The organism is Paenibacillus sp. B1-35 (assembly GCF_050474385.1).
GTDB classification, from domain to species: domain Bacteria; phylum Bacillota; class Bacilli; order Paenibacillales; family Paenibacillaceae; genus Paenibacillus_B; species Paenibacillus_B alvei.
Window position 1 is genome coordinate 233541 of the sequence record NZ_JBCHVJ010000003.1, and the last position, 22898, is coordinate 256438.

The following is a 22898-nucleotide window of genomic DNA, read 5'->3' on the forward strand; positions in this document are numbered from 1 at the left end:
AATACAAATAGCGCTCCTCATCCGATTGGGACGAGGAGCGCTAGCTCGCGGTGCCACCCAACTTGATCATCATTGCTGCAAATAAGCGGTAGCTTACAGGAAGCAGGTTGAAGATCCTCTTGGTTCCGCGGTAACGGGCGGTGCCGGTTCACTTAGGGCACATCGGGCAAGCCGACGCCTTGACGAGAACGCCTCCGAGTTGGATGCTCTTCATTGGCAAATTTCCGTATCTGAATTGTTGATATCATTATATAGCTTTTTCCCTGAAAGTCAATGCATCATTCGTTTGTTTTACTCCGTTGCTGCATCATGGAGTCGGCGCAAATGAGCGGTCAGCTCTTGAATGCTGCGCATCAGACTATCCACGGGAATATGTGCGGAAGAAGCTTTATTGACCAGCTCTGCTGGGATACAGCTGGCAGTTGACTTCAATTCGCGCCCTTTTGGCGTAAGGGTAATAAAAACTTGCCGCTCATCCTGTGCGCCGCGCTTACGCTCAATGAGTTGCTGCTGCTCCATTCGCTTCAGCATTGGTGTTAGCGTACCGGAATCGAGAGATAGTCGTTGACCAAGCTCCTTCACGGTGAGATTGTCCGTTTCCCATAGTGCAAGCAAGGTAATGTATTGGGGATAGGTCAGTTGCAGCTTCTCCAGCATAGGCCGATACAGCTTCGTAATTTCCTTGGATGCTGTATAGATGGCGAAGCAGAGCTGATTGTCCAGCTTGAGTAGGTCGTCTGGCTGTATTGTGTTGTCCTGCTTGGATGTCATGATGTTCTCATCTCCTGCTGCACCTTACAATAAGGCTTCGATATCTTCTTTCAGCTTGGAAGGGGAGGTTTGCGGAGCGTAACGCTTCACGACGGCCCCTGTGCGATCGATGAGGAACTTCGTGAAGTTCCACTTAATATCGGTACTGCCAAGAAGGCCCTTCTTCTCGGACACCAAATGCTGGAACAATGGCTCTGCATGATCGCCTTTCACATCAACCTTGGCGAACATCGGGAAGGAAACGCCATAGTTTACTTGGCAAAATTCCATTGTTTCCTTCATATCTCCAAACTCTTGATTGCCAAACTGGTCGCATGGGAAGCCGAGAACGACCAAGCCCTGCTCCTTATATTGGTCATACAATTGCTGCAGCTCAGTAAATTGAGGGGTGAAGCCGCATTTGCTGGCTGTGTTAACGATTATGAGCACCTGTCCTTCGTAGCTCGACAGCGACGCTTCATCTCCGTTCGGTTTTTTGACGGAATAATCGTATACCGTGTTCATATCATTTCGCTCCTTTATTTATAAAAATTGTAATATCGTAAATCAATGAAACGTTTCGGTTGTTTATCAAATATAGTGCTGTAATCGTTATATCATGGAATAATCATTTGTGCAATTATATTTTATAAAATTAAATTGTGCACAATTTAAATGAGGTGTTATGGCGTGGTATGACATCTATATTATCTCTATACAACAGAGGAAATCATGCGTATACTCTGAGAATCAATGCTATTTGCCTACCTCTGAAGCTCAGGGGTTCGGAAAAAGAAAAAGGGCCATCCCTTCTGCTGGTTGCACAACCATGGAAGAGACAGCACTGCGCCGCTCATTATCGAACTAGAACGCCAATGGTATATAGAATCCAAATATGTACCGGATAAAATACGTAGAACATATACTTGGACCACTTGGCATGATACCCGCGTTCTCCGTCATACAGCAGAATCGGGATTATGGCGAATATCATCATCCACTGATAGTTCAGGACAAATAAATTGTCATAGGAGAAGACTTCATCGGGCGGAATGCCGAGAGAGCCGAGACCTACGGCAATCAGCAGCATTACAATTACATATGCGATCGCCATTAGACTCCTTCGTTCACGGAAAAGATAGAAAATCAGCGTCATCGCGACGCCGAGTATGGACGCCTCTGTAAATGTCCCGCCGATTACGGCGAGGATGATGTATAGAGTTCCAAGGGCGTAGTAGCGTGTTTTCTTCGTCCATTCGATTGCAGTTAAGAGCAATAGTCCCATTAATAGGGACAAAAAAATATTATTCATGACGCTGACAGTCTCACTAGGCAATGCGAGCTGAAGCAATGTGCTGCCAAGCTTGGTAATGACTGCCCACGTAAATAGGCGAAGCATATATTTGACGCGGCTCCGGGTGTGGTAGAAGCCCTCTACGATAAAGTAGAAAAAGATTGGAGCGACGATCCGACCGAGCCACCCGAACCATATGGGCATACCTGGCAGGAACTGGTTCATATGGTCAAGCACCATAAGCGTCATGCCGAGCAGCTTTAGTTGAAAACGATCCAAACGCACATTACATCCTCCAAATTCTGTTGGTTCTTATGTTGTTGGAAGGGATAAAAACAAAACCGTCCTTCTATTCCCATGCCGTACTGCTTGCATACAATATCCAGATATGAAGCGGATAGTACAGGTAGAAGCCGTATTTTCCCCATATGGATTGATACCCACGTTGTTGATTGTAGAAACTGATCGGAATAATAGCAAAAATCATCATCCACTGAGCGTTGATCCGCCAATCGTACGCTAAGCTCCACAATGCCGGTTCTCGGTAAGCGAACAAATCCATTCCGATAGTGAATGCTAGGGAAGAGATGATAAAAGCGACAGCCATTGCGCGCCCTCGTCCCCGGAACAGGTAGAATACAAGTGCCATCGAAACGGACAGCCAGCTGAATTCTACTACAACTATCATTAAGGATGCTACAGCACAACACAGCACCCATCCTGCCACACCCGATTCAGTACGCAGTGCCCAATCATAGGTTGTCAGTAATAATAACGCCCCAAGCATGGATAGAAAGATATTGTTTGGGATCGATCCCCCAGGAAGCAAATAGAGGAGCAGCGTGCTTCCGGCAGCCATCACGGCAGCGCCTGCAGCCAGACGCAGCAAATAACGTCTTCGATTACGAGTGAATGCATACCCTTCAATGAGTAGAAAGAAAAAGATTGGCGCGGACAGCCGCCCAAGCCAGTGAAAGGTGAGCGGGACGGAGTCTGGGAAGTATGCCTGTATATGATCCAGTGTCATGAGCGCGGCTGCCAGCAGCTTCAGTTGGAAGGCGTTGAACGACATGAGGCGCAGCTTCCCCTTTCCCTATAAATACCTTGCGATAGTCGGAATCCAATACGATTATACCCTTATCATATCAGAAGCCAAAAGGCGGTTGAAGGTCATGCTATAATAGGAGCAGCAGAATGAAGGGAAGGAATGGATGTATGAAATCACTCGTACTTGCGGAAAAGCCATCGGTTGGTCGCGAGATCGCCCGTGTACTTGGATGCCGCACGTCTCATAAACAATATTTTGAAGGGCCTGACTATGTCGTAACATGGGCATTAGGCCATTTGGTCGGATTGGCGGAGCCAGAAGACTATGACAAGAAGTATCAGACTTGGAATCTGGAAGACTTGCCAATGATTCCGCAGAAGATGAAGCTGAAGGTGCTGCGCGAGTCATCGCATCAATTCAAGGTCGTACAGCAGTTGTGCAAGCGTCAGGATATTAAGGATCTCATCGTTGCAACAGATGCGGCGCGTGAGGGAGAGCTGTTGGCACGCTGGGTCATGGAAATGGTGAAGTGGAACAAGCCGTTCCGCCGCCTATGGATATCGTCGCAGACGGATAAGGCAATCAAGGAAGGCTTCCGCCAACTGAAGCCAGGCAATCAATTCGATCGCCTGTATGAATCTGCGCGCTGTCGAGCAGAGGCGGATTGGCTTATCGGCTTGAATGTAACTCGCGCCTTAACCTGCAAGTTCGAAACTCCACTGTCTGCGGGACGTGTGCAGACGCCGACACTTGCGATGATGATGTCGCGGGAGCAGGAGATCAAGAACTTCCAATCCGAGGAGTACGACACGATACACGCGGATTGCGGCGGGTTCGAAGCAGTATGGCGTGGGGCCAACGGAGACGGACGCATTTTCAATGAACAAGCAGCCCAAGCCATCGCTGCCAAGCTGCAGAACGGTCGGCAAGCTGTTGTGGCGGATTTGAAGAAGTCCACGAAGAATGAACCGCATCCGCTCGCATATGATCTTACTGAGCTACAGCGGGATGCAAACCGCCGTTATGGATTCTCAGCCAAGCAAACATCGAATGTGTTGCAGCGTCTATATGAACAGCATAAGCTTGTCACTTATCCGCGCACAGACAGCCGCTACTTGTCCTCGGATATGGTCGGTACTCTTAAAGAGCGACTGAGCGCGATGGCTGTGGGGCCTTATGCAGCAGCTGCGAAGTTGCTCCTGCGCGGGAGCCGCAATCTGTCTGTTACGAAGCGCATCGTGGATGACAGCAAGGTTACAGATCACCATGCCATCATTCCAACCGATGAGCCGCTGCGACTGTCGGCGTTGTCTACAGATGAACGCAAGCTGTACGATTTGATTGCGCGGCGCTATATCGCCTTATTCCTGCCGCCAGCGAAGTATGAGCAGGTTGCGGTTACAATTGAGCTTGGCGGTGAGCGACTCTATGCGAAGGGACGCACGATGCTTGACATCGGCTGGCGTCAAGCCTATGAAGGGGACTGGGATGATACATCCTCAAATGAGGATCAGGAGGAGGATCATCAGTCGGCTTGGAATAAGGAACAACGCCTGCCGAGCTTAACGAATGGCGATAAGCTGGCAGTGAAGCGAGTAATAACGCGCAGAGATCGCACGAAGCCGCCGGCCCGATACACAGAAGCTACGTTGCTGACGCAGATGGAGAAGCATGGACTCGGCACGCCAGCCACACGCGCGGATATTATTGAGAAACTTGTATCTTCTGATACCATTGAGCGCCAAGGCGCATCGCTTCAACCGACAGGCAAGGGGGAGCAGTTAATTCGCCTTACTTCGGATCAGTTGAGATCTCCAGAGCTTACCGCTCGCTGGGAGCGGGAATTGGAGCGTATCGCACGGGGCGAAGCGCGCACTTCAACGTTCATGAATCAGATACGGGAGATGACCGAGCAACTGGTAAAAGAAGTGAAGACGAGCAGCGCGGAATACAAGCCGCATAATTTGACGAATCGCCATTGTCCGGAATGTGGTTCACGCCTAATGGAGCGGAAGTCGAAGCGCGGTACGCGTCTTATTTGCTCCAGCAAATCTTGTGAATACAAGCGTTCTGATGAGAAGCAGCTCTCAAATCGCCGCTGCCCGCAATGCCATAAGAAAATGGAATTTAAGATTGGCAAGGCAGGCAAGTATGTGCAGTGTCTCGCTTGCAACATAACCGAAAAGCTGGAAGAGGGCGGAGGCAAGGCACGCAAGCATGAAACGCGAAATTTGCTCAAGAAATACGAGAAGCAGGAATCAATCGGCAACAGCTTGGGCGACTTGCTGAAGGCAGCGATGGAGAAGCAGGATAAACAGTAAAACGAACGAAAATACGCGTCAAATTGTACAGCAGAAAATGAAATGAACACGACAGCGATCATGTAACGTTCATCGGTGATGACAAAATCATTACAAGTAGAACAAAGCTGGCTAACAGGGTCATATGACCTATTGAGCATATGCTTTTTCTAGTTTTAATAGGCCCTCTGTACTGTGGAAAAGGTGGACAGAGGGCTTTTTTTGTCATATTTTTCATGTAATTGTAACCATTTTCTTGAGATGGTAACAACATTGTATCTATTTTTTGATAAAATCAATAGAGTTGTAATGTTTCTGTAATGCCCTAATGCTAGATTTATATTATAGTAGTTGTCGAAACAAGTCGCTAGAAGGAAGTGGATAAGGATAATGATGGATCGAGGGATGGTGTCGGCCGGCAACCGTCGCCGTAAGAAACGCAAAAAGTTAATTGGACGCACCGTATTGCTCATGCTTCTTGTCGCCATTGGCGTCGGCATATACGCTGGAGCTAAGAGCCTGCTCGGAACAGATACAGCATCTGGAAGCGAGTTGATTGTGACAGAAGTCGTTCCTTTTGGAACAGCAGCACAAGAGAAAGAATCACCGAAGGAGTACAACGGCTTAACTCGCAAGGTTGCCTATTTGACGTTCGATGATGGGCCGAGCAAATATTCCAATGATATGATGGACTTATTGAAGCAGCATAATATCAAAGCTACTTATTTTATGCTGGGCGATAACATGAGACAATACCCGGATGCGGTGAAGCGCATGATGAAGGAAGGCCATTATCCAGGTCTGCACAGCATGACGCATGATTACGCTAAGCTGTATAAGAGTGGCGGCTCCAAAAACTTCATTGACGAGTTCAAGGAGGCGCAGGGCATTGTAGACGAGTTAACGGGCTACAAGCCGACATTGATCCGTGCTCCATACGGCAGCGCACCGCAAATTGGCGAGTCATTCCGTAAGGATATCGCAGATGCGGGCTTTAAAATGTGGGACTGGACACTCGATTCTTGGGATTGGAAATATATCGGACAACCGAATCGAGTGCTGGAGCAAGTTAAGGCGGGCTTGACAGAAGATGTAGAGGTTATTTTGCTGCATGATCGCCAGCAGACCTTGGATGCATTGCCAGCTATTATTGATTACATTCAAAGCAAAGGTTACGAGTTCGAAGTGTACGACCCGAATGCGCATTTCGTATGCAATTTCCATCACGACAAACGATTGTAGCACGGGGATAGGAGGTTAACACATTGGCAAGTTGGAAAAAGCTAACCGCCGTTGCCGCGCTGGCATCCGTTCTGCTTATTGGCTTGACTGGATGCGGCGCTGCACCGACGACACAAATATTTGAAGGTTTCGAGAAGGCATCTGCTGCGGAAGCGAACGTTGCAGAAGCAGTGAAGACGCTGAGCACACTGGAAGCGAAGGACAGCAAGCAATACGATAATATCTTGTCTCAAGGCAAGCAGGACAATCGCAATGTACAGACGCTGATCGACAATTCGAGCAAGGCGCTCGAAGAGCGTACGCAGGCAATGGAACAACTGAAAAATACGCTTGATGACGCTCGAAAGAAAATGGGCGAGCTTGACGGCGCAATCAGCAACCTGAAGGAAGAAGGCTTGAAGAAGCAGGCAACAGAAGCGTACGACGCTTATGTGAAGCGCTACGAAACGTTCACTTCCATGTATGAAAAGTACGGCAAATGGATTCAGCAAGAGCAGGCGCTGTACAACGAGTTGAAGCAAAAGGATACAAAGCTGAAGACTATTACGAAAGCTGTCTCTGAACGCAATGAGGCCTATCGTGCAGTCGAACAGTTGAAAATTAAGTTTAACGAATATACGAATTCATTCAATGTGAAGAAGTCAGAGTTTTACAAGCAGGCGGGCATGCACGTAACTGGCACAGAGAAGACAGATGGTGAAGGTGCCAAGACGGAGTCGAATTCATAGGATTCATGAAAATCATAATTAGAAAAAAGACCGTTTCGAGGCAGATGAACTGCTTCAAAACGGTCTTTTTTATGCGAGATAGCAGGAGGCTTCGCATGTGGAATGAGTTCCTGCCTGCTAGCTCCATGTTCGATGTACGAAATCGGCCACAAGTAAAAAGATAACGTAAGAGATAATAGCGGATGCAATATACGTTATCCCTACCTTTATACGTTGCTGGAATAAACGCACTACGCCGAGACTAAGCAGCGGACAAACGATGAGCAGGAAAAATAAAATCGTAACGAATAATTGTGGCGAGATCGAACTAATATCTACATACGTCATGGATATACACCTCTTCATAAACGTTGACTCTAAACAGGACAGGTATCTTCTGGCTCTGAAATTATCCTTTTTCTTGGCGTGTGATACATATCACAGTATCTATTATAGCGTTTTCACGGCTGTTCGTCTGTTATTTCATTTCCAATATTAAGGCGAAATTAAGGCGAATTCATGACGGCTAAAAGAGTGCAGGCAATCATTGACAGGGTCAAAGCGAGGATTGTACGATGTGGGTACTGACAAACAGAAAGAATAGGAAGGCGAGGAGAGCGATCAATGATGCAGTATATGGTTGGGATTGATCTGGGCGGAACGAACATTGTATGTGGATTGGTCAATGAGCAGTATGAGCTGGTAACCAAGGTGAAGCGTCCAACTGAAGCAGACCTTGGTGTAGAGCATGTCCTGAGCAAAATGTCTGAGATGGTCGATGAATTGTTCGTTAAGGCTGGGGTGGATCGCAGTCTTCTTGTATCGGTAGGAGCAGGAATTCCGGGCTTTATTGATCCAGAGCGAGGCGTAAGTATTTTTGCATCGAATTTGAAGTGGAACAATGTGGATGTTTCTGGTCGGCTTGGCGCAAAGGTAGGGGTGCCAGTCTTTATTGATAATGACGTCCGAATGTATATATTCGGAGAAGCGATGAGCGGTGCGGGGCGAGGTGCAGGGATTGTTCATGGTGTCACCATCGGTACAGGACTCGCTGCAGCGACGGTTGTTCATGGCGAACTGCACTATGGAAGCGGGTTCATGGCGGGTGAATTGGGACACGTGGCCATTGATGGCGAGACTACGCCGTGCGGCTGCGGCTTGACGGGATGTTTGGAGACCGTCGTATCTGCTACAGGTATTGCTCGTCAAGCGAAGGAAGCACTTGAGAAGGGTCGCGAGAGCTTGCTGCGTACTCCTTATGAGCGCGGTGAATTGACAGCAGCTCATGTCTCGCAAGCGTACGATGAAGGCGACAAGCTCGCGATCGAGATTATGAATTATACCGGACAGGTGCTAGGAAAAGGATTGGCGTATTCCATTTCCCTGCTCAGTCCGGACGTAATCGTAATCGGCGGCGGAGGTGCACTTGCAGGCGAACGAATTTTGAAGCCGTTGCGGGATACGCTAAAACAGTATGTGTATCATGGATATTTAGAACGGTTGACGATTCGCCAGGGCGAACTGATTGATGACGGCGGTGTGATTGGCAGTGCGGCATTTGCTAAGAGTCGTGCAGAGAAGCTTGGTCACGTGTCGTTATAAATGTAAGGTACCAATAAAAACAAGAAATAAGCAGAAGGAGGTAGATCAGATGACAGTACGGGATGTCCAAGATTTCTTCTCGGGTACGGATATTACCGAGCGGATGCTTCAAGAGCGTATTATCGCGATTTTTCGTGGGTTTACGGCTGAACAGGCCAATATGGCCGCAGAGGCACTTGTGGAAGGCGGCATTCGCTTTATGGAAGTAACGATGAATACAGCAGATGCTGAGGAAATCATTTCCCATTGGCGCGAACGATTTGCAGGGCGGGCTTATATCGGTGCAGGCACTGTTATTGATATTGCCTCTGCTCGTGAAGCCCTGACGTGCGGGGCACAGTTTCTGATCTCTCCGAACTTAGACGAGGAAGTAATCGCATATGCGGCGGAACGAGGCGTCGATGTATGGCCCGGGGTATTGACACCAACGGAGATCGTGCGCGCATGGAAGGCAGGTGCGAAGGCAGTCAAGCTGTTCCCGCTAGGATCACTTGGTCCAGAATATGTTCGGGAGGTTCGCGGTCCTCTTGGGCACATTCCGATTATTGCAACAGGCGGAATTGATATGCATACGTTAGCTTCATATGGTGCCGCTGGTGCTTCTGCATTCGGATTGGGCTCCAAGCTTCTTCCGAAGGATGATATCTTGTCGGGCAATTACGAAGCGCTGGCTGTAAATGCAAGTCAATTTGTTGATATAGTGCGCAAGCTCCCCTGCTCTCATTTACCGTCAACCAGAGAGCGATAGAGAATGATCGGGTGTGAGATTATAGGAATACGTTAATGATATACATACAGTTTACATCCAGCCGGTTCTGTGGGTATGGTGTGTAAAGAGAGGTGAATCATGTATGACAATGCTGTGGACATATGGAGTAGGTTCACTTGTTCTTGCTGGAAGTGCGGCAAGCGGTGCCTGGATGCTCGCTGTGAAGAGCCAGTCCCCGCGCCCGATTCCCATTCAGAAGGAACCGGATCGTCCCTTTGATCGAGTAGTGTTCCAAGGGACTGCGACACTGCAAGGCTGGTTCATCTGGGGCAAAGGGAATACACCTGCGAAGCGAGCTCCGGTTATCGTCATTTCTCACGGGTGGGGATCGAATCGAGCGCGTGTCATGAGGTACGCTGACCCGCTGGCAGATGCGGGTTTCAATGTATTGGTATATGATGTGACCAGCCATGGAGAGAGTGGAACTGTAAAGGCTCCTTCGGCGCTGTTGTTTCGTGATGATTTGCTGGCTGCGGTTCGATACGTGCGCCAACGGCCAGATGCAGACCCAGAGCGAATTGCAGTTCTCGGGCACTCTTTAGGGGGATTCGGTGCTGTTTTGGCGCTGGAGGAAGGACTGAATGTACAGGCGATTGTAACGGATTCCATGCCATCCCGTCCATTATCCTTAGTGGAGGCTGAGCTTCGTCGGCGCAAGCTGCCAGCATTCCCGCTTGCAGTGGTCATTCCGCGTATTTGGCTGTATCGTTCTCGCATTCCGGTTTCCGTTTATGACAGATTGGATGTCGCACAACTATTAGCGGCACACTATGAGCGCACGCAAGGGGATACTCCTGTCTACATGATTCATTCACGGCAGGATGGATTCATCCCTCCAACGGAATTGGAGCAGCTCATTGAGCGCTTGCCCTATAAGCAGCCGCATCTGATTGTCGATACGAACGGACATAGCTGCTCGGAGACGGATCCGCGTTTTTGGACGGAAGTAATCCCGTTCTTCAAGCGCCAATTGAAAATAAACGAAAGTTAGCAAGCTCATAAGCCCATCTTTGTCATCCAAGTTGCTTCTTGGCGCAGAGTGGGCTTCTTCGTTTTTCACTTTTAACAGATTCTATGTAACTTTTTTAATTTTTTTATAGGCAAATGCTCCATCTGTTCGCTACCTCTCGTCATATTCCTCATGTCTTCATCGCTATGATTTTCCGCAATACGATGCAATTCCCGGCTCTTGCTGCCGCAGCTTGTCGAGCACAACAGAAAGGCAGCGAATTCTCACTCGCTACTAGAGTGCTATAACTAGACAGTATTTGCGATAGCACTATGTTACGCTACCTAGCACACAAAGGCGGATCTGTTCCGCTGATGCGAAGGTGGTGAAGGCATGTACATTGATTCAGAGGTTCCATCCCGCTTGGAGCGGCAAAGGCGGGGCCAAGTGAGGAAATGGATTCGATTCCCAAAGTTCTCTATCTTCCGGCTGCTTATGCTCGGAAGTGTTTTGCTAGGAATAGTGGTCGGCTTTGCCTTATGGCCCACGGTTGAGGCTCGCTCCTCGATGATTGCCTTACATAGTCAAGCAGAAATGAGCCGATGGCTAAGCGAGCAATTTACACGAAGAGTAACGGTAATCTCGTTCCGATATGAAGGTGACACGAAGTCGTTAACCGAAATGGCCGGTCAATCTTTATCGGCTGCCTTATATTCGGATCCGTTCATTCGGTACAATGTCAGCAGATACTCTTATCAATGGAAGGGGAGCACAGATTCCGCTTTAGTCAATGTGTATGTAGACTATCGCGAAACGTACGAGCAGTCACAATATGTAAGGCAGCAAGCGAAAGAAATTGTGAGCCGAATTACGAATGCGGGACAATCCCCACATGTAAAAGTAAAAGCGATTCATGATTATATTGTCAGTCACGTTGCCTATGATGAAAGTATGACGAAATTCACCGCCTATGAGGCGTTAACCGAGGCTACAACTGTATGTCAAGGATATGCACTGCTTATGCAGGCTATGCTTGAAGAGGCTAATATTCCTTCCAAGATCGTCGAAGGTAAGGCGGGCGGGCTGCTGCATGCGTGGAACCTGATTGAACTGGATGGGCAGTGGTATCATGTGGATGCAACATGGGATGACCCGCTCCCGGATCGCGGGAAGCTGGTGCGCTACACGTACTATATGCGTACAGATGCGGAAATGAGAACCGATCACGATTGGAACGAAAGTGCGGAGCTTCCGAAGGCTGATGTCCCATATGAGCGAGCGCTAGAGCAAATGCACCAAGGGACAGATCAAGGCATGCGTTCCTTTGTTAAAGAGCTGGAACGCGGCTGGAGTCCGGACGTGCTGCTTCCAGAACGGGAGGTCAAGAATGTAAGTGACCTTGTGGAACGCTATCAGTCTGCACAGAAGGTGAGGCGGGAACAGTTCCAGGTTCGTTATACAGGCAGCGAGCTTCAGCTTCGCGCTGATCTGCATGATATGATGGACAAGCTAGGGTTGTCTACACCGTTCGAATATAGAGTATCTGTGTTGAATAACAGTGACGACCTTCTTGTTGATATTGAGCTCCAGAAATAAGAAGGGTGGAGTCGCAGCCGAGGTAAAGATTTTGATGTAGAATAATAAAAGGCCCTGCTTCACACGTGACTAACGCGTGAGGCAGGGCCTTATTCTATGCAATGTAATTTATTTGTGATCAAACTTGCAGTCCTGAAGTGGGATCACCTTTGTACGATTCTTCCACTTATAGCCGAACCATACGATCAAGAAGAGCGGCAGACCAATGTAGGTCATTATCAGCCCTTTCCAATCGATTGCTTCCCCAAGGAAGGCTTGGTAGTTCTGACCCAGTACGACGAACATACACAGTACGAAGGCAAAGATCGGTCCGAACGGGAAGAAGCGGGCACGATAAGGCAGTTCCTTCAAATCATGGCCTTGCGTGTTGAAGGCCCGACGGAATCGATAATGACTGACCGCAATGCCGAGCCAAGCGATGAATCCACACATGCCAGATGCATTTAACAGCCATGTATAGACAATTCCATCTCCGAAGAAACTGGCTAGAAACGCCATCATACCGATAATACTCGTCATAATCAAGGCATTGACAGGTACACCGCGCTTATTCAGCTTGCCAAGGAACTTAGGCGCTTTGCCTTCCTTCGCAAGTACCCAGAGCACGCGCGTTGATGCATACATGCCAGAGTTGCCCGCAGACAGCACAGAGGACAAGATAACTGCATTCATAACCGAAGCGGCGAATGCGAAACCGGCCTTCTCGAATACGAGCGTAAATGGGCTCGCATTGATGTTGTTTACTTCACTGGACAGCAAGCTTGGATGAGTATATGGAATAATCATTGCGATAATAAAGATCGCCAGGATATAGAATAGCAAAATGCGCCAGAATACTTGGCGAATGGCACGGGGCACACTCTCGCTTGGGTTCTCACTTTCGCCTGCAGCAACACCGACAAGCTCGGTTCCTTGGAAGGAGTATCCGGCAGCCATAAATACGCCAAGAATCGTAAAGAATCCGCCATGGAACGGTGCGTCGCCGATATGGAAGTTCTCGAATCCGATGCGTTCTCCGCCGATGATGCCGAATATCATCAATACGCCTGTAATTAGGAAGATAACAACTGTCGTTATTTTAATAATGGCGAACCAATATTCAGACTCTCCGTATCCTTTAACAGAGATATAATTCAACAGAAAGATGATGCTTAGGAACAGGAAGCTCCATAGGAAGGAGTTGCTGTTCGGGAACCAATATTTAATGATCAATGTAGCTGCGACTAATTCAGAGGCGATTGTAATCGCCCAGTTAAACCAGAAGTTCCAGCCGAGCGCGAAGCCGAAGGCTGGGTCGACGAATCGTGAGGCGTATGTGCTGAATGAGCCGGAATCCGGCATGTATGTTGCAAGTTCGCCAAGGCTCGTCATTAAGAAATATACCATGATGCCGACTGCTGCATATGCGAGCAGCGCTCCTCCGGGACCTGCTTGCGCTATAGCTCCGCCGCTGGCAAGAAATAAACCAGTACCGATTGAGCCGCCGAGCGCAATCATGGTGAGGTGGCGTGTTTTCAGGCTTCTGCGAAGCCCTTGCTCTTTCTGTTGCTGACTCAAGTCACTCACTCCTGTTCTAAATCTTAGTATTGCCGGAAAGGAGCGGAGAACATAAAAAAACCGCTGAAGCGTATACGTTCAAACGGTCTGACCGTCCCCATCATACCCTTCCTTAAAGATAGCGCATCATACGTAGACGGGTAATCTTCATATGACAGTGCCGTGCCTATTAGACAGCGACCCCAGCACGCGTACCGGAAGCGGATAACGCGAACTTCGGCGGTAGTTCCTTTTCATTCGAATCATCGGCTCTTCCTGCCTCCGCGAATGTACTCTTAACAACCGCAACCTCTACCTCATCGTGGAATAGGATGAGGATTTGTTGCACTATGAAGATGGCATAGCCATCATTGTTGCCTATATTCGCTAAGTATAAAGAAACTAGGTTGTAAGTTCAATGTTAAAAAGTAGAAATAGGCAGAAAGTATAAGTGCAAGTAGAGAGAGAGTTGTGTATGAAATCAAACATTTAAGCTGAAATATCCAAAAATATATTTTAAAAAGGAATTTTACTCCTTGCAAGCGGTTTCGCACATGGTATAAGATGGATGCAAAGAGAAAGCAAGTTGGGAAACTTCCGTATTAACCATCGACAGACACTGTAGGGAGGCATAGGAAATGAAGAAGGTTACTGTAGCATTGCTAGGGGCAGGTCAACGTGGTGAAATCTATACCGATTACGCAATTGGCCGCTCAACTGAAATGGTAGTTGTCGCTGTGGCGGATCCGAGTGCAGCTCGTCGTCAGCGCATTGCAGATAAGCATGGTATTCCGGCAGAACGCCAATTTTCTTCGTGGGAAGAGCTGTTCTCGCAGCCAAAGCTTGCTGACGCTGTATTTATTTGCACACAGGATAAGATGCATTATGAGCCTACTATGGCAGCATTGGGCGCAGGCTATCATGTTATGCTGGAAAAGCCAATGTCTCCTGAGCCAATAGAATGTATTAAGATGGGACAAGAAGCGAAGAAGAGAGGCCTCGTTTTCTCTATCTGTCACGTACTGCGTTATACGAACTTCTTCTCCACGCTAAAGCAGCTGCTGGAGGAAGGAAGAATCGGCCGCCTTATGTCCATTCAGCATAATGAAAATGTGGCGTACTGGCATCAGGCGCACAGTTTCGTCCGCGGGAATTGGAGCAATTCCGCAGAGTCCTCACCGATGATCCTGCAGAAGTCTTGTCATGATATGGACATCCTGCTGTGGCTGGCTGGTGCTGAATGTACCCATGTATCCTCCTTCGGTGCCTTGTCTCACTTTCGTTCGGAAGAGGCTCCAGAAGGCGCAACGAAACGCTGTCTGGATGGATGTGCTGTGGCTGATGAGTGCCCGTATTATGCGCCAAAGTGGTATTTGACAGATGATATCGGCTGGCCAACATCAGTAATTGCAGATGATATGAGTTATGAATCCCGCCTGCAGGCCTTAAAGGAAGGCCCGTACGGCCGCTGCGTCTACCATTGCAACAATGATGTGGTAGACCATCAAGTGGTGAATATGGAATTCGCGAATGAGGTAACCGCGGTATTCACGATGACGGCCTTCACGTATGACTCTGGCCGCACGTTGAAGTTGATGGGAACGACTGGTGAAATTCGCGCTCATATGGAAAAGAACGAAATTGAAATTATCCATTTTAAAAATGGTTTCAGAGAACTGCTCAGTCTGCAAGCGCCAGGCGGACATGTAGGCCACGGCGGCGGCGACCAAGGCCTTGTGAAGGACTTCCTAAAGCTGGTACAAGCAGGAGGTGCAATTCAGGGGCGCACATCGGCAGACATTTCGGTACAAAGCCATATGATGTCCTTCGCTGCGGAAAAGGCGCGCCTGGAGAAGCGTACCATTTCGATTGAAGAGTTCGTCCGCGAGCAATTGGCTGGCGAGGCGGAGCCTGCAATAAACTAATTCCATATACGAAAGTCAGAAGCTCTCCGTATTAATCGCGGAGAGCTTTTTTCTATTTCAGGATTGTCTCGTATTTCGACCTTGACTAACCGATCGATTGCTTCATGAAGCGAGGGTAACGCGCCCAAGCGAGTGCGAGTGCGATAATTCCGATACCGAGCAGGATGATAGCATTCAGCCATACGTCCGGTACATGAGCACCATGCGAGATAATGCGCTTCAGTGCATCCTGCGCCCAATATTGAGGGAGCATGTGGCCGATCGTTTGCATGAACTTCGGCATCATCTCATGCGGGAACCAGAGTCCGCCGATCATGGCTCCGCCAAGCGCGATTAATTGTGTCATAGCAAGGCCTTGATTCTCTCCCTTTGCGATAAGGGAAATCAGAAGGCCGAGGCCAGTTACACAGATACCAAGCGCCGCAATGATAAGCCCAACTGCCAGCACATCGCCAAGCCGCATGCCGTATACAAAATGCCCGAACGACAGCAGCACCGCGCTTTGGAAGAGTACGACGATAATATAAGGGACCCACATGCCGACTAAATAAGTCAAAGGTTTCATGGGTGTACTGCACAAACGCGCCGTCATTCCGCTTTCTTTATCGCGTATGAAGCGGCGCACCATTGAGATAATAATGAAGAATACGAACATAACGGTATAACCAGGAACCACTTGACTAATCATATCTACGGGAACAACATTCTCCATTTGCTCCTTAACGGTCATTGGGGGAGTAAAGATTTGCTTCATTTCCTCGCCCGTAATTCCTTTGCCTGCAAGCTGCTCCGCAGCGCTCGCCTGACGCTGCTCATCGACGATTCGCCCAAGCAGAGCCTTAATAGGAGCTGTTGATGTGTTGTCATTCTCATCGCGATAAAGCGTCAATTCAGCTAGAGTCTTGCCCGATTTAATGCTTGCTTCGAAGCCTTGCGGAATTAGAAGCAGTGAAGATTGCTTACCGTCACGGATGCTCGCGATTTGCTGATCAATCGTGCGTTCTGTATCTTCCTTCAGTTGAAAACCTTGCACCTTGGCTAACGATGCTACAATCGCTTTCGAAGCGGGGGACTGATCCTGATCGACATAATTTAACGTGATGCTGGAATTCCCCATATTCCCGAAAACAGAAGCAAACACAACAATAAAGATAATCGGCATCAGAATCAGCCAGAAAAATGTCCCCTTTTCCTTAAACAGCAATTGAATCTCCTTGCGAGTAAAGCTGGTAATCATTCGGTTTCTCCTCCTTGAAAGTTACACTCCTATACATGTTTCTCGGTCTGAGCTTCTATTAAGCATCCCGAAGGGACGTTCCCGTCAAATTCAAGAACACGGTCTCCAATGAAGGTTGAACGATTTCGAGATGAGTAACCTTTACATGATTCTCAAGACAATGTGCAGACACGCTGTTCATCGTCTTGAGTGTATCGTCGGTATCAATAATCCAGCCCTTTTCTTGGGCAGTCACTGTACCGGGAATCGAGTCGAAGGAAATCGCAGCTTGTTTATCCATTTCGACATATACGGAATTAGTTCCATACTGCGCAAGCAACTCATGCAGACCGCCTTGGGCGATAACAGAACCGTGATCGATGATGGCGAGTTCCTCGCAGAGTGCTTCGACTTCTTCCATATAGTGAGTCGAGTATATGATGGATACCCCTTCTTGCTTCAGCTTGCGGATCATTTCGAATATATGATTGCGCGATTGTGGGTCAATGCCGACAGTAGGTTCATCAAGAACAAGCAGCTTCGGACGGTGGAGGAGTGCAGCAGCGATATTCACGCGGCGCATCATACCACCAGAGAAGGTGCCAACGGCGTCCTTGGCGCGATCCAGAAGCCCGACCTGTGTCAAAACGGTTGAGATGCGTTCCTTCAACGGGCTTCCTTTTAAGCCATACATTTCTCCAAAAAACTTCAAATTATCGTACGCGCTGAGCTTCTCATACAAGGTGATGCCTTGGGGGACATAACCGATTATGTTCCGTACCTTTGCGGCTTCTTTGACTGCATCTATCCCAAATACATGCAAAGCGCCACTATTCGGCTGGAGAATGCCAGAGATGATCTTCATCGTTGTCGATTTGCCGGCGCCGTTGGGGCCGAGTAGGCCGAAGCAAATTCCCGGACGGACTTGAAATGAAATATTGTTCAATGCAGTGTGGCTGCCATACTTTTTGTGCAAGTTCGATACTTCAATTGCCAATGACATACAGGTTCCTCCTTAATTCAAGCGAGTTCCAAATTCCGATAGTTGAAAATCCCAGATTATTGGGAAATGAGTTCTTTTTTCATTAATGCAGAAGAGGCACTAATAAACAGAATAGTCATTATTAAGAATGCTGCTGCGATTATACCGATTTGATCTGCTGATAACACGGATAGTATGTTGAAAGTGACATTATCCCCAGAAACTTGGGCACGATCCAGCCGAGTTAACCAGAAGATGGAGTTACCCGTCAATCCGTAAACGATCCATAGAATAGGCGTTAATGGCTTCAAGCTGGAACGGGATACGATACTCGTTAGAATGCCGAACGCGCTCATAACGGGAATGGTCAGCATGATGATGCCGTACCAAATCATAGATTCCTCCAGAAATACGCCATACATGGCTAAGCTCAAAGTCCCTTTTACGAGCAGTGCGTAGATAACGAACAACTGCATAGCGAGCCAAGCCATTACATAGAACATGAAAGACATGAATGAACTGACAAACCACTTGGATAGGATCAGTGTGCTTCTCGAATAAGGAAGCGTCAGCCACCAGCCGATGGTTCCGTTTTTCCATTCCCGCTTTACAAGCCCGTATCCCAGCACGAATGTCATATAAGGGAACCCGATGGTGATGATCAGAATGCTATTCGGTTCAAAATGCTTGGCGTTCATAGTGATAAACACGAATAAAAGGATGATTCCAATCGCCCAGTATACAAGAGCCCATTTATTATTGTTGGATTTTGCTTTATGACTGCGGCGCTTAAGCTCATCTTTGGCCAAGAAAAACATTGCACGTAAATCCATTTCTATTCTCCTTCCTTGTGACGATACAAATTGCGGTACAGCGATTCCATCGAGCCATGTTCGCTGCGCAGTGTTTCAACGTCGCCCTGAAGCAGTACTTGGCCGTTATCTATGAATACGACATAATCGAATATCCCTTCTGTCTCGTGAATCTCATGGGTACTAATAAGAACGGTCTGATCGCGTACGGTCAAATTGTCGATAATCGATGCAATGATCCGCTCGCGGGACAGTAGATCGATGCCGGAGAACGGTTCATCCAAGATGAGCAACGGAACATGGCGTGCCATGCAAATGGTTAGCATTAACCTTGCCTCTTGCCCGCGTGACATGCCCTGCGTTGGCATATCCTGATCCAGCTTCATGAAGGCGACAAGCGCATCGGCCCGCTCCCGTTCAAAATTCGGAAGAAGGTTCTCGGCCCAATCCAAAGCGCGCTTCACGGTATGCCCCTCGAACCAGCGGGCCCGATCGGGCAAATAGGAGATATCACGGTTCGTCTGCCATCCAGGCGTACGTCCAAGAACTTCCAGTTTGCCTTGATCCGGCTGTATGAGTCCGGTAATCATGCGGAATAGAGTGGACTTGCCCGCTCCATTCGCTCCCAAAATACCGATAACCTTGCCTGCCGGTATTTCAAGCGAGAAATTGTGCAGGGCCAGCTTCCTTCCGTAGCGCTTCGTAATATGTTCGGTCCGTATTGCAATGGACTGACTCATCCTTCTTGTCCTCCCTTATGCGTTAATAGGTGCTGAATATCGTCCAATGTAAATCCAATGCTGTACATTTTCGATAAAAACTCTTGTATCGCTTCTTCAGCTAAAGAAGTGCGTATGCTTGCAACTGCCTCAGCATTCGACGTAATAAATGTACCTTGTCCCCGGCGCGTTTCCGTCAATTGATCCCGTTCGAGTTCTTGGTAGGCGCGCATGACGGTGTTCGGTGTAATCTTCAGAGCTTGTGCAAGCTCTCGGACAGAAGGAATTTTCTCACCCAATGCGATTTCCCCTTTCGCGATGGAGCTTCGGATTTGATTAAGTACTTGTTCGTATAGTGGTTTGCTTAAGTCCAACGTGAATCGCATTCCGCCAACAATCACGTCATTCAATGAGCTCCCTCCTTCGGTGTGTCACTTGTATGTAGTGTATTATATCACTTGATACACTTAATACAATAGGCAAATGAAAAAAGTGTTAAAAAAATTACGTGAGTCTGGAAATTGGAGCATTTAAACAGTATGGTGATCAGGAATGTGCCGATAGAATTGAATAAATAAAAAAAGAGCAGCTTTCCAGTGCTTGCACACGGATTGCTGCCCTATGGCCTTATCAATTTATATAGACGACTGATTGTCTTGTCCGCGCAGACGAGCCATCTGCTGCCATACGGTGCCGACTGCCTCTTCGCCGGAGCGAATGCGCTCGATTGCCATGCGTGCTTGCAGGGCAACCTCGAACTCGTTATCCTGTGCGGCCTGCTCAAGTGCTGCCAGCGCACGCTCATCGCCGGCTTCATAGAGGAAGCGGGCTGCGCGCCAGCGGACGAGTTTATTTTTATCCTGCAAAGCTATAATCATCGGCTCGATTGCGATTGGATCGCCGATATCAGATAGCGTATCTCCAGCTGTGCGTCGAACGCTTACAGATGTATCCTGAAGCGCTTCGATAAGGAGCGGCATGCATTCGTCGGTTTTGATTTCTCCTAAGTATACTACAGCGAGACGACGGATCTGGCTTTGCTCGTCATGAAGAGCCTTCGCAATAAGTTCTAGTCTCTCCGGTGTCGGTTCCATCCGATCCAAGGCCGCATACCGCATGCGCCAATCCGGATTGTTCAGATGCTGCTTCAATTCTTCATCCGACCATTCTCGGCGTTCCTCAATGAATGGCTCATCCGTACGACCCTTCGCAATGGCTTGCTTTACAAGGGAGGCCACTCGTTCTTCGGTATAGGCGGCCTCAAGCTCCTGTTCAACTTCACGAGCGATATCGGCAAGCTCTCCGTAACGGATGCCGTAGTCGCTAAGCTTGCGTTCTTTAATAAGGGTAGCGCTCGCAACTTCGGTTACTGCTCGTACGAAGCGATCGGACAGACCTACGCGTTCTTCTTGTCCATTGGCTTGAACCCGAATTTGCATCGGAATGCTGCGGAAGTATTGAACGTACACTTGTGCTTCCCCGAAGGATGTCCAGGAAGCCAGATCGTCCTCTTGCGTGCTATCCGCTTGGGATTGTCCGAACAGGCCGCGCACCTCTTCAAGGATGCGAGCCCAGTCGGCATTCGGAAAACGGTCAAGTGCGATAAAATCGGCAGTATGGAATACGCTCTTTACGCCCTCGATATCAAGCAAGCTGGCGATAATCGGAGGAGCGGAGCGTCGGTTATCTTCTGAATAGGTACGTCGAATGCCGGCAGGCAGTGTTTCGTCCAAGTGCAGCTTCATAGAATTCGGACTTGGAGTCGGTTCAATTGTGATTAAGTTCATTGACATGCACCTCCGTTGGCGTGTGTTTTGCTTCTATTGTATCGTATCGGAGTGTGAGGAACAATGAAGAGGGATAAGCTTGTTAGTGTCAACATGCCAGTACTGGTGCAGAGAAAGCAAAATGGCATTTTTCAATAAATAGTGGTTGGAGCTAATCATTTAGGGCAATACATAGTCTTCATCACTCGACCAACAGATAATAACGTGCATAGGATGGAAGGATGTCGTCAGGAAGTGAGCAGCTTAACATATCGGCATGAGAAGAAGGGCTTCTGCTGTAAATTTGGTGCTGTAGAAAGGTTCTGGTATGCTAAAGGGAGGATGCGGTTTGATCGACATTTGCTCCAATTGCAAGGGAACAGAATAGCCCTTGTCATTCGATCCGAACTATTCGCAAATGAGGTGGTGCTTATGAAGCGCTATTACGTCAACATGGACGATGTGACAACGGTTAAAGCATGGAATCAATTTCGGCGTTGGCAAGCTGAGCGCAAGGATAGATTAAAGACGAAGGACTATTCCTATGTCGTACCGAATGTAGAGCCGGACATAGCATTTTTGAACGCCAATCAAACAGAGACAACGATTACGTGGATCGGTCATTCGACCTTCCTGCTGCAAATAGGCGGCTTGAATATTGTAACGGATCCAATCTGGGCCACAAGAATGGCGACGCAAGCCAGACTTGCTCCGCCGGGCATTCCGATTGAAAAAATGCCTCCTGTGGACGTCGTTATTATTTCACACTCTCACTACGATCATCTGCATATAAAGTCATTACGGAAATTGACAGGGCCTCAAACTAAGGTGATTGTACCGGATGGTCTGCTTGGGAAGATGAATCGCAAAGGCTTTTCCAATGTACATGAGCTGGCATGGTGGGAGCATCTGACAATCGCAGAACGGGTGAAAATTACGTTCGTGCCGGCACAGCACTGGACACGGCGGACATTGACGGATATGAATCGCTCTCATTGGGGCGGGTACGTTTTGGAGCATGTATCGAGGGATGCAAAGATGACGAAACGAAGTACAACTAAAGGTGCTTCAGAACCTTCAGTTTCTTCATGCAGGAAATCGAGTGACGCCCTTCCGTATAAAGAGGAACAGGGTGCCGCATATGAAACAATATATTTTGCGGGCGATAGTGGATATTTTCGCGGGTTTGAGCTAATTGGCGAGCGCTTCCGCATTGATGTCGCCTTGTTGCCTATCGGAGCCTATGAACCGGAATGGTTCATGTCACAGCAGCATGTCTCGCCAGAAGAAGCGCTGCAAGCTTTCGAGGATGTAAAGGCGTCAAAGATGATCCCGATGCATTATGGGGCCTTTAAGTTGGCTGACGATACGCCGAAGGAGGCGCTGGATCGGCTGGAAGCAGAACGGGTGAAACGGGGGATTGCCCAAGAGCGTGTATGCGTATTAGCGCATGGCGAGATATGGAACTTCGCAGAAGCGTTCGGACAATCCGTATCTGCACCATCCTCGTCTTCACGTGTGCGAATGGAATCACAGTAAGACCACGCTTCGCGGCAGTATGCCTCCTGCGTTAATTGGTACGAATTCGTTATAACTGCGCGCAGTATTTTAAACAGACCAATACAAGCAGTTATATAAATGAATAAACTAGAAAAGGGAAGCCTCTTTTGCAGAGGCTTCCCTTT

The 22898-nt window shown here is 48.3% G+C and carries 21 protein-coding genes and 1 riboswitch; of the genes, 9 read left to right on the forward strand and 12 right to left on the reverse strand.

The features are described 5' to 3' along the window. Nucleotides 1-291: 291 nt before the first annotated feature. The 4 genes from ACQ5BJ_RS12880 to ACQ5BJ_RS12895 form a co-directional block, all read right to left on the reverse strand. Entirely contained in the window at nt 292-771 is a 480-nt protein-coding gene (locus ACQ5BJ_RS12880) for a MarR family winged helix-turn-helix transcriptional regulator (RefSeq protein WP_005544096.1), read from the reverse strand. Between the two features lie 24 nt (nt 772-795). Continuing rightward, nucleotides 796-1275, reverse strand: coding sequence for a glutathione peroxidase (locus ACQ5BJ_RS12885; protein ID WP_268621993.1), 480 nt, complete (start codon nt 1273-1275; stop codon nt 796-798). Nucleotides 1276-1606: 331 nt separating this feature from the next. Then, nucleotides 1607-2329: a TraX family protein gene (locus tag ACQ5BJ_RS12890; RefSeq protein ID WP_289356449.1), complete on the reverse strand. Its 723-nt coding sequence runs from the start codon at nt 2327-2329 to the stop codon at nt 1607-1609. A gap of 64 nt (nt 2330-2393) precedes the next feature. Further along, the gene (locus tag ACQ5BJ_RS12895; protein WP_268621997.1) at nt 2394-3116 is read right to left on the reverse strand and encodes a TraX family protein; all 723 of its coding nucleotides are present in this window, start codon (nt 3114-3116) and stop codon (nt 2394-2396) included. Between the two features lie 143 nt (nt 3117-3259). Between ACQ5BJ_RS12895 and ACQ5BJ_RS12900 the strand changes: the two genes are divergently transcribed. The 3 genes from ACQ5BJ_RS12900 (at nt 3260) to ACQ5BJ_RS12910 (ending at nt 7362) form a co-directional block, all read left to right on the forward strand. Next, nucleotides 3260-5413 (forward strand): DNA topoisomerase III, encoded by a 2154-nt coding sequence (locus tag ACQ5BJ_RS12900; RefSeq protein WP_430110706.1) that lies wholly within the window; start codon nt 3260-3262, stop codon nt 5411-5413. Between the two features lie 369 nt (nt 5414-5782). Then, entirely contained in the window at nt 5783-6634 is an 852-nt protein-coding gene (locus tag ACQ5BJ_RS12905) for a polysaccharide deacetylase family protein (RefSeq protein ID WP_430110704.1), read from the forward strand. Between the two features lie 23 nt (nt 6635-6657). Next, a complete protein-coding gene (locus ACQ5BJ_RS12910) occupies nt 6658-7362 on the forward strand; it encodes a YkyA family protein (RefSeq protein WP_005544088.1) in 705 nt (234 codons plus the stop codon). 117 nt (nt 7363-7479) lie between these two features. On the opposite strand, the gene ACQ5BJ_RS12915 is transcribed toward ACQ5BJ_RS12910, so the two are convergent. Then, the gene (locus ACQ5BJ_RS12915) at nt 7480-7689 is read right to left on the reverse strand and encodes a hypothetical protein (RefSeq protein ID WP_005544086.1); all 210 of its coding nucleotides are present in this window, start codon (nt 7687-7689) and stop codon (nt 7480-7482) included. Between the two features lie 279 nt (nt 7690-7968). On the opposite strand from ACQ5BJ_RS12915, the gene ACQ5BJ_RS12920 reads away from it, so the two are divergent. The 4 genes from ACQ5BJ_RS12920 (at nt 7969) to ACQ5BJ_RS12935 (ending at nt 12257) form a co-directional block, all read left to right on the forward strand. After that, the gene (locus ACQ5BJ_RS12920; RefSeq protein WP_430111052.1) at nt 7969-8943 is read left to right on the forward strand and encodes an ROK family protein; all 975 of its coding nucleotides are present in this window, start codon (nt 7969-7971) and stop codon (nt 8941-8943) included. Nucleotides 8944-8992: 49 nt separating this feature from the next. Continuing rightward, nucleotides 8993-9691 carry a bifunctional 4-hydroxy-2-oxoglutarate aldolase/2-dehydro-3-deoxy-phosphogluconate aldolase gene (locus ACQ5BJ_RS12925; protein ID WP_268622003.1) on the forward strand — a complete coding sequence of 233 codons (699 nt, stop codon included), beginning with the start codon at nt 8993-8995 and terminating at the stop codon, nt 9689-9691. 103 nt (nt 9692-9794) lie between these two features. Further along, nucleotides 9795-10703 (forward strand): alpha/beta hydrolase, encoded by a 909-nt coding sequence (locus tag ACQ5BJ_RS12930; protein WP_268622005.1) that lies wholly within the window; start codon nt 9795-9797, stop codon nt 10701-10703. Nucleotides 10704-11054: 351 nt separating this feature from the next. Then, on the forward strand, nt 11055-12257 hold the full coding sequence (locus tag ACQ5BJ_RS12935; RefSeq protein ID WP_430110698.1) for a transglutaminase domain-containing protein: 1203 nt from the start codon (nt 11055-11057) through the stop codon (nt 12255-12257). A gap of 108 nt (nt 12258-12365) precedes the next feature. Here the strand turns inward: ACQ5BJ_RS12935 and ACQ5BJ_RS12940 are convergent, their stop codons facing one another. Continuing rightward, the gene (locus ACQ5BJ_RS12940) at nt 12366-13814 is read right to left on the reverse strand and encodes an amino acid permease (protein WP_005544073.1); all 1449 of its coding nucleotides are present in this window, start codon (nt 13812-13814) and stop codon (nt 12366-12368) included. A gap of 111 nt (nt 13815-13925) precedes the next feature. Further along, nucleotides 13926-14116: riboswitch (Lysine riboswitch) on the reverse strand. A 315-nt stretch (nt 14117-14431) separates the two neighbouring features. Here ACQ5BJ_RS12940 and ACQ5BJ_RS12945 point away from each other — a divergent pair. Beyond that, on the forward strand, nt 14432-15718 hold the full coding sequence (locus tag ACQ5BJ_RS12945; RefSeq protein WP_430110694.1) for a Gfo/Idh/MocA family protein: 1287 nt from the start codon (nt 14432-14434) through the stop codon (nt 15716-15718). An 85-nt stretch (nt 15719-15803) separates the two neighbouring features. Here the strand turns inward: ACQ5BJ_RS12945 and ACQ5BJ_RS12950 are convergent, their stop codons facing one another. From ACQ5BJ_RS12950 to ACQ5BJ_RS12975, 6 genes are all read right to left on the reverse strand, one after another. After that, the gene (locus ACQ5BJ_RS12950; protein ID WP_430110691.1) at nt 15804-16955 is read right to left on the reverse strand and encodes an ABC transporter permease; all 1152 of its coding nucleotides are present in this window, start codon (nt 16953-16955) and stop codon (nt 15804-15806) included. Nucleotides 16956-17013: 58 nt separating this feature from the next. Beyond that, nucleotides 17014-17937 (reverse strand): ABC transporter ATP-binding protein, encoded by a 924-nt coding sequence (locus ACQ5BJ_RS12955; protein WP_005544067.1) that lies wholly within the window; start codon nt 17935-17937, stop codon nt 17014-17016. 56 nt (nt 17938-17993) lie between these two features. After that, entirely contained in the window at nt 17994-18749 is a 756-nt protein-coding gene (locus ACQ5BJ_RS12960; RefSeq protein ID WP_005544065.1) for an ABC transporter permease subunit, read from the reverse strand. Nucleotides 18750-18751: 2 nt separating this feature from the next. After that, nucleotides 18752-19468 (reverse strand): ABC transporter ATP-binding protein, encoded by a 717-nt coding sequence (locus tag ACQ5BJ_RS12965; RefSeq protein WP_289356439.1) that lies wholly within the window; start codon nt 19466-19468, stop codon nt 18752-18754. Then, nucleotides 19465-19857, reverse strand: a complete 393-nt coding sequence (locus tag ACQ5BJ_RS12970; protein ID WP_005544063.1) for a GntR family transcriptional regulator — start codon at nt 19855-19857, stop codon at nt 19465-19467. The genes ACQ5BJ_RS12965 and ACQ5BJ_RS12970 overlap by 4 nt, the downstream gene beginning before the upstream one ends. 225 nt (nt 19858-20082) lie before the next feature. Continuing rightward, nucleotides 20083-21234, reverse strand: coding sequence for a virulence factor (locus tag ACQ5BJ_RS12975; RefSeq protein ID WP_430110686.1), 1152 nt, complete (start codon nt 21232-21234; stop codon nt 20083-20085). Between the two features lie 411 nt (nt 21235-21645). Between ACQ5BJ_RS12975 and ACQ5BJ_RS12980 the strand changes: the two genes are divergently transcribed. Further along, nucleotides 21646-22752, forward strand: coding sequence for an MBL fold metallo-hydrolase (locus ACQ5BJ_RS12980; protein WP_430111051.1), 1107 nt, complete (start codon nt 21646-21648; stop codon nt 22750-22752). Nucleotides 22753-22898 lie beyond the last annotated feature (146 nt).

What these genes read in the sequence shown, in the direction of transcription:
- ACQ5BJ_RS12880 (WP_005544096.1), bottom strand. Translation starts at nt 771, where the DNA reads ATGACATCCAAGCAGGACAACACAATACAGCCAGACGACCTACTCAAG.
- ACQ5BJ_RS12885 (WP_268621993.1), bottom strand. Translation starts at nt 1,275, where the DNA reads ATGAACACGGTATACGATTATTCCGTCAAAAAACCGAACGGAGATGAA.
- ACQ5BJ_RS12895 (WP_268621997.1), bottom strand. Translation starts at nt 3,116, where the DNA reads ATGTCGTTCAACGCCTTCCAACTGAAGCTGCTGGCAGCCGCGCTCATG.
- ACQ5BJ_RS12900 (WP_430110706.1), top strand. Translation starts at nt 3,260, where the DNA reads ATGAAATCACTCGTACTTGCGGAAAAGCCATCGGTTGGTCGCGAGATC.
- ACQ5BJ_RS12905 (WP_430110704.1), top strand. Translation starts at nt 5,783, where the DNA reads ATGATGGATCGAGGGATGGTGTCGGCCGGCAACCGTCGCCGTAAGAAA.
- ACQ5BJ_RS12915 (WP_005544086.1), bottom strand. Translation starts at nt 7,689, where the DNA reads ATGACGTATGTAGATATTAGTTCGATCTCGCCACAATTATTCGTTACG.
- ACQ5BJ_RS12920 (WP_430111052.1), top strand. Translation starts at nt 7,969, where the DNA reads ATGCAGTATATGGTTGGGATTGATCTGGGCGGAACGAACATTGTATGT.
- ACQ5BJ_RS12925 (WP_268622003.1), top strand. Translation starts at nt 8,993, where the DNA reads ATGACAGTACGGGATGTCCAAGATTTCTTCTCGGGTACGGATATTACC.
- ACQ5BJ_RS12930 (WP_268622005.1), top strand. Translation starts at nt 9,795, where the DNA reads ATGACAATGCTGTGGACATATGGAGTAGGTTCACTTGTTCTTGCTGGA.
- ACQ5BJ_RS12935 (WP_430110698.1), top strand. Translation starts at nt 11,055, where the DNA reads ATGTACATTGATTCAGAGGTTCCATCCCGCTTGGAGCGGCAAAGGCGG.
- ACQ5BJ_RS12945 (WP_430110694.1), top strand. Translation starts at nt 14,432, where the DNA reads ATGAAGAAGGTTACTGTAGCATTGCTAGGGGCAGGTCAACGTGGTGAA.
- ACQ5BJ_RS12950 (WP_430110691.1), bottom strand. Translation starts at nt 16,955, where the DNA reads ATGATTACCAGCTTTACTCGCAAGGAGATTCAATTGCTGTTTAAGGAA.
- ACQ5BJ_RS12955 (WP_005544067.1), bottom strand. Translation starts at nt 17,937, where the DNA reads ATGTCATTGGCAATTGAAGTATCGAACTTGCACAAAAAGTATGGCAGC.
- ACQ5BJ_RS12960 (WP_005544065.1), bottom strand. Translation starts at nt 18,749, where the DNA reads ATGGATTTACGTGCAATGTTTTTCTTGGCCAAAGATGAGCTTAAGCGC.
- ACQ5BJ_RS12965 (WP_289356439.1), bottom strand. Translation starts at nt 19,468, where the DNA reads ATGAGTCAGTCCATTGCAATACGGACCGAACATATTACGAAGCGCTAC.
- ACQ5BJ_RS12975 (WP_430110686.1), bottom strand. Translation starts at nt 21,234, where the DNA reads ATGAACTTAATCACAATTGAACCGACTCCAAGTCCGAATTCTATGAAG.
- ACQ5BJ_RS12980 (WP_430111051.1), top strand. Translation starts at nt 21,646, where the DNA reads ATGAAGCGCTATTACGTCAACATGGACGATGTGACAACGGTTAAAGCA.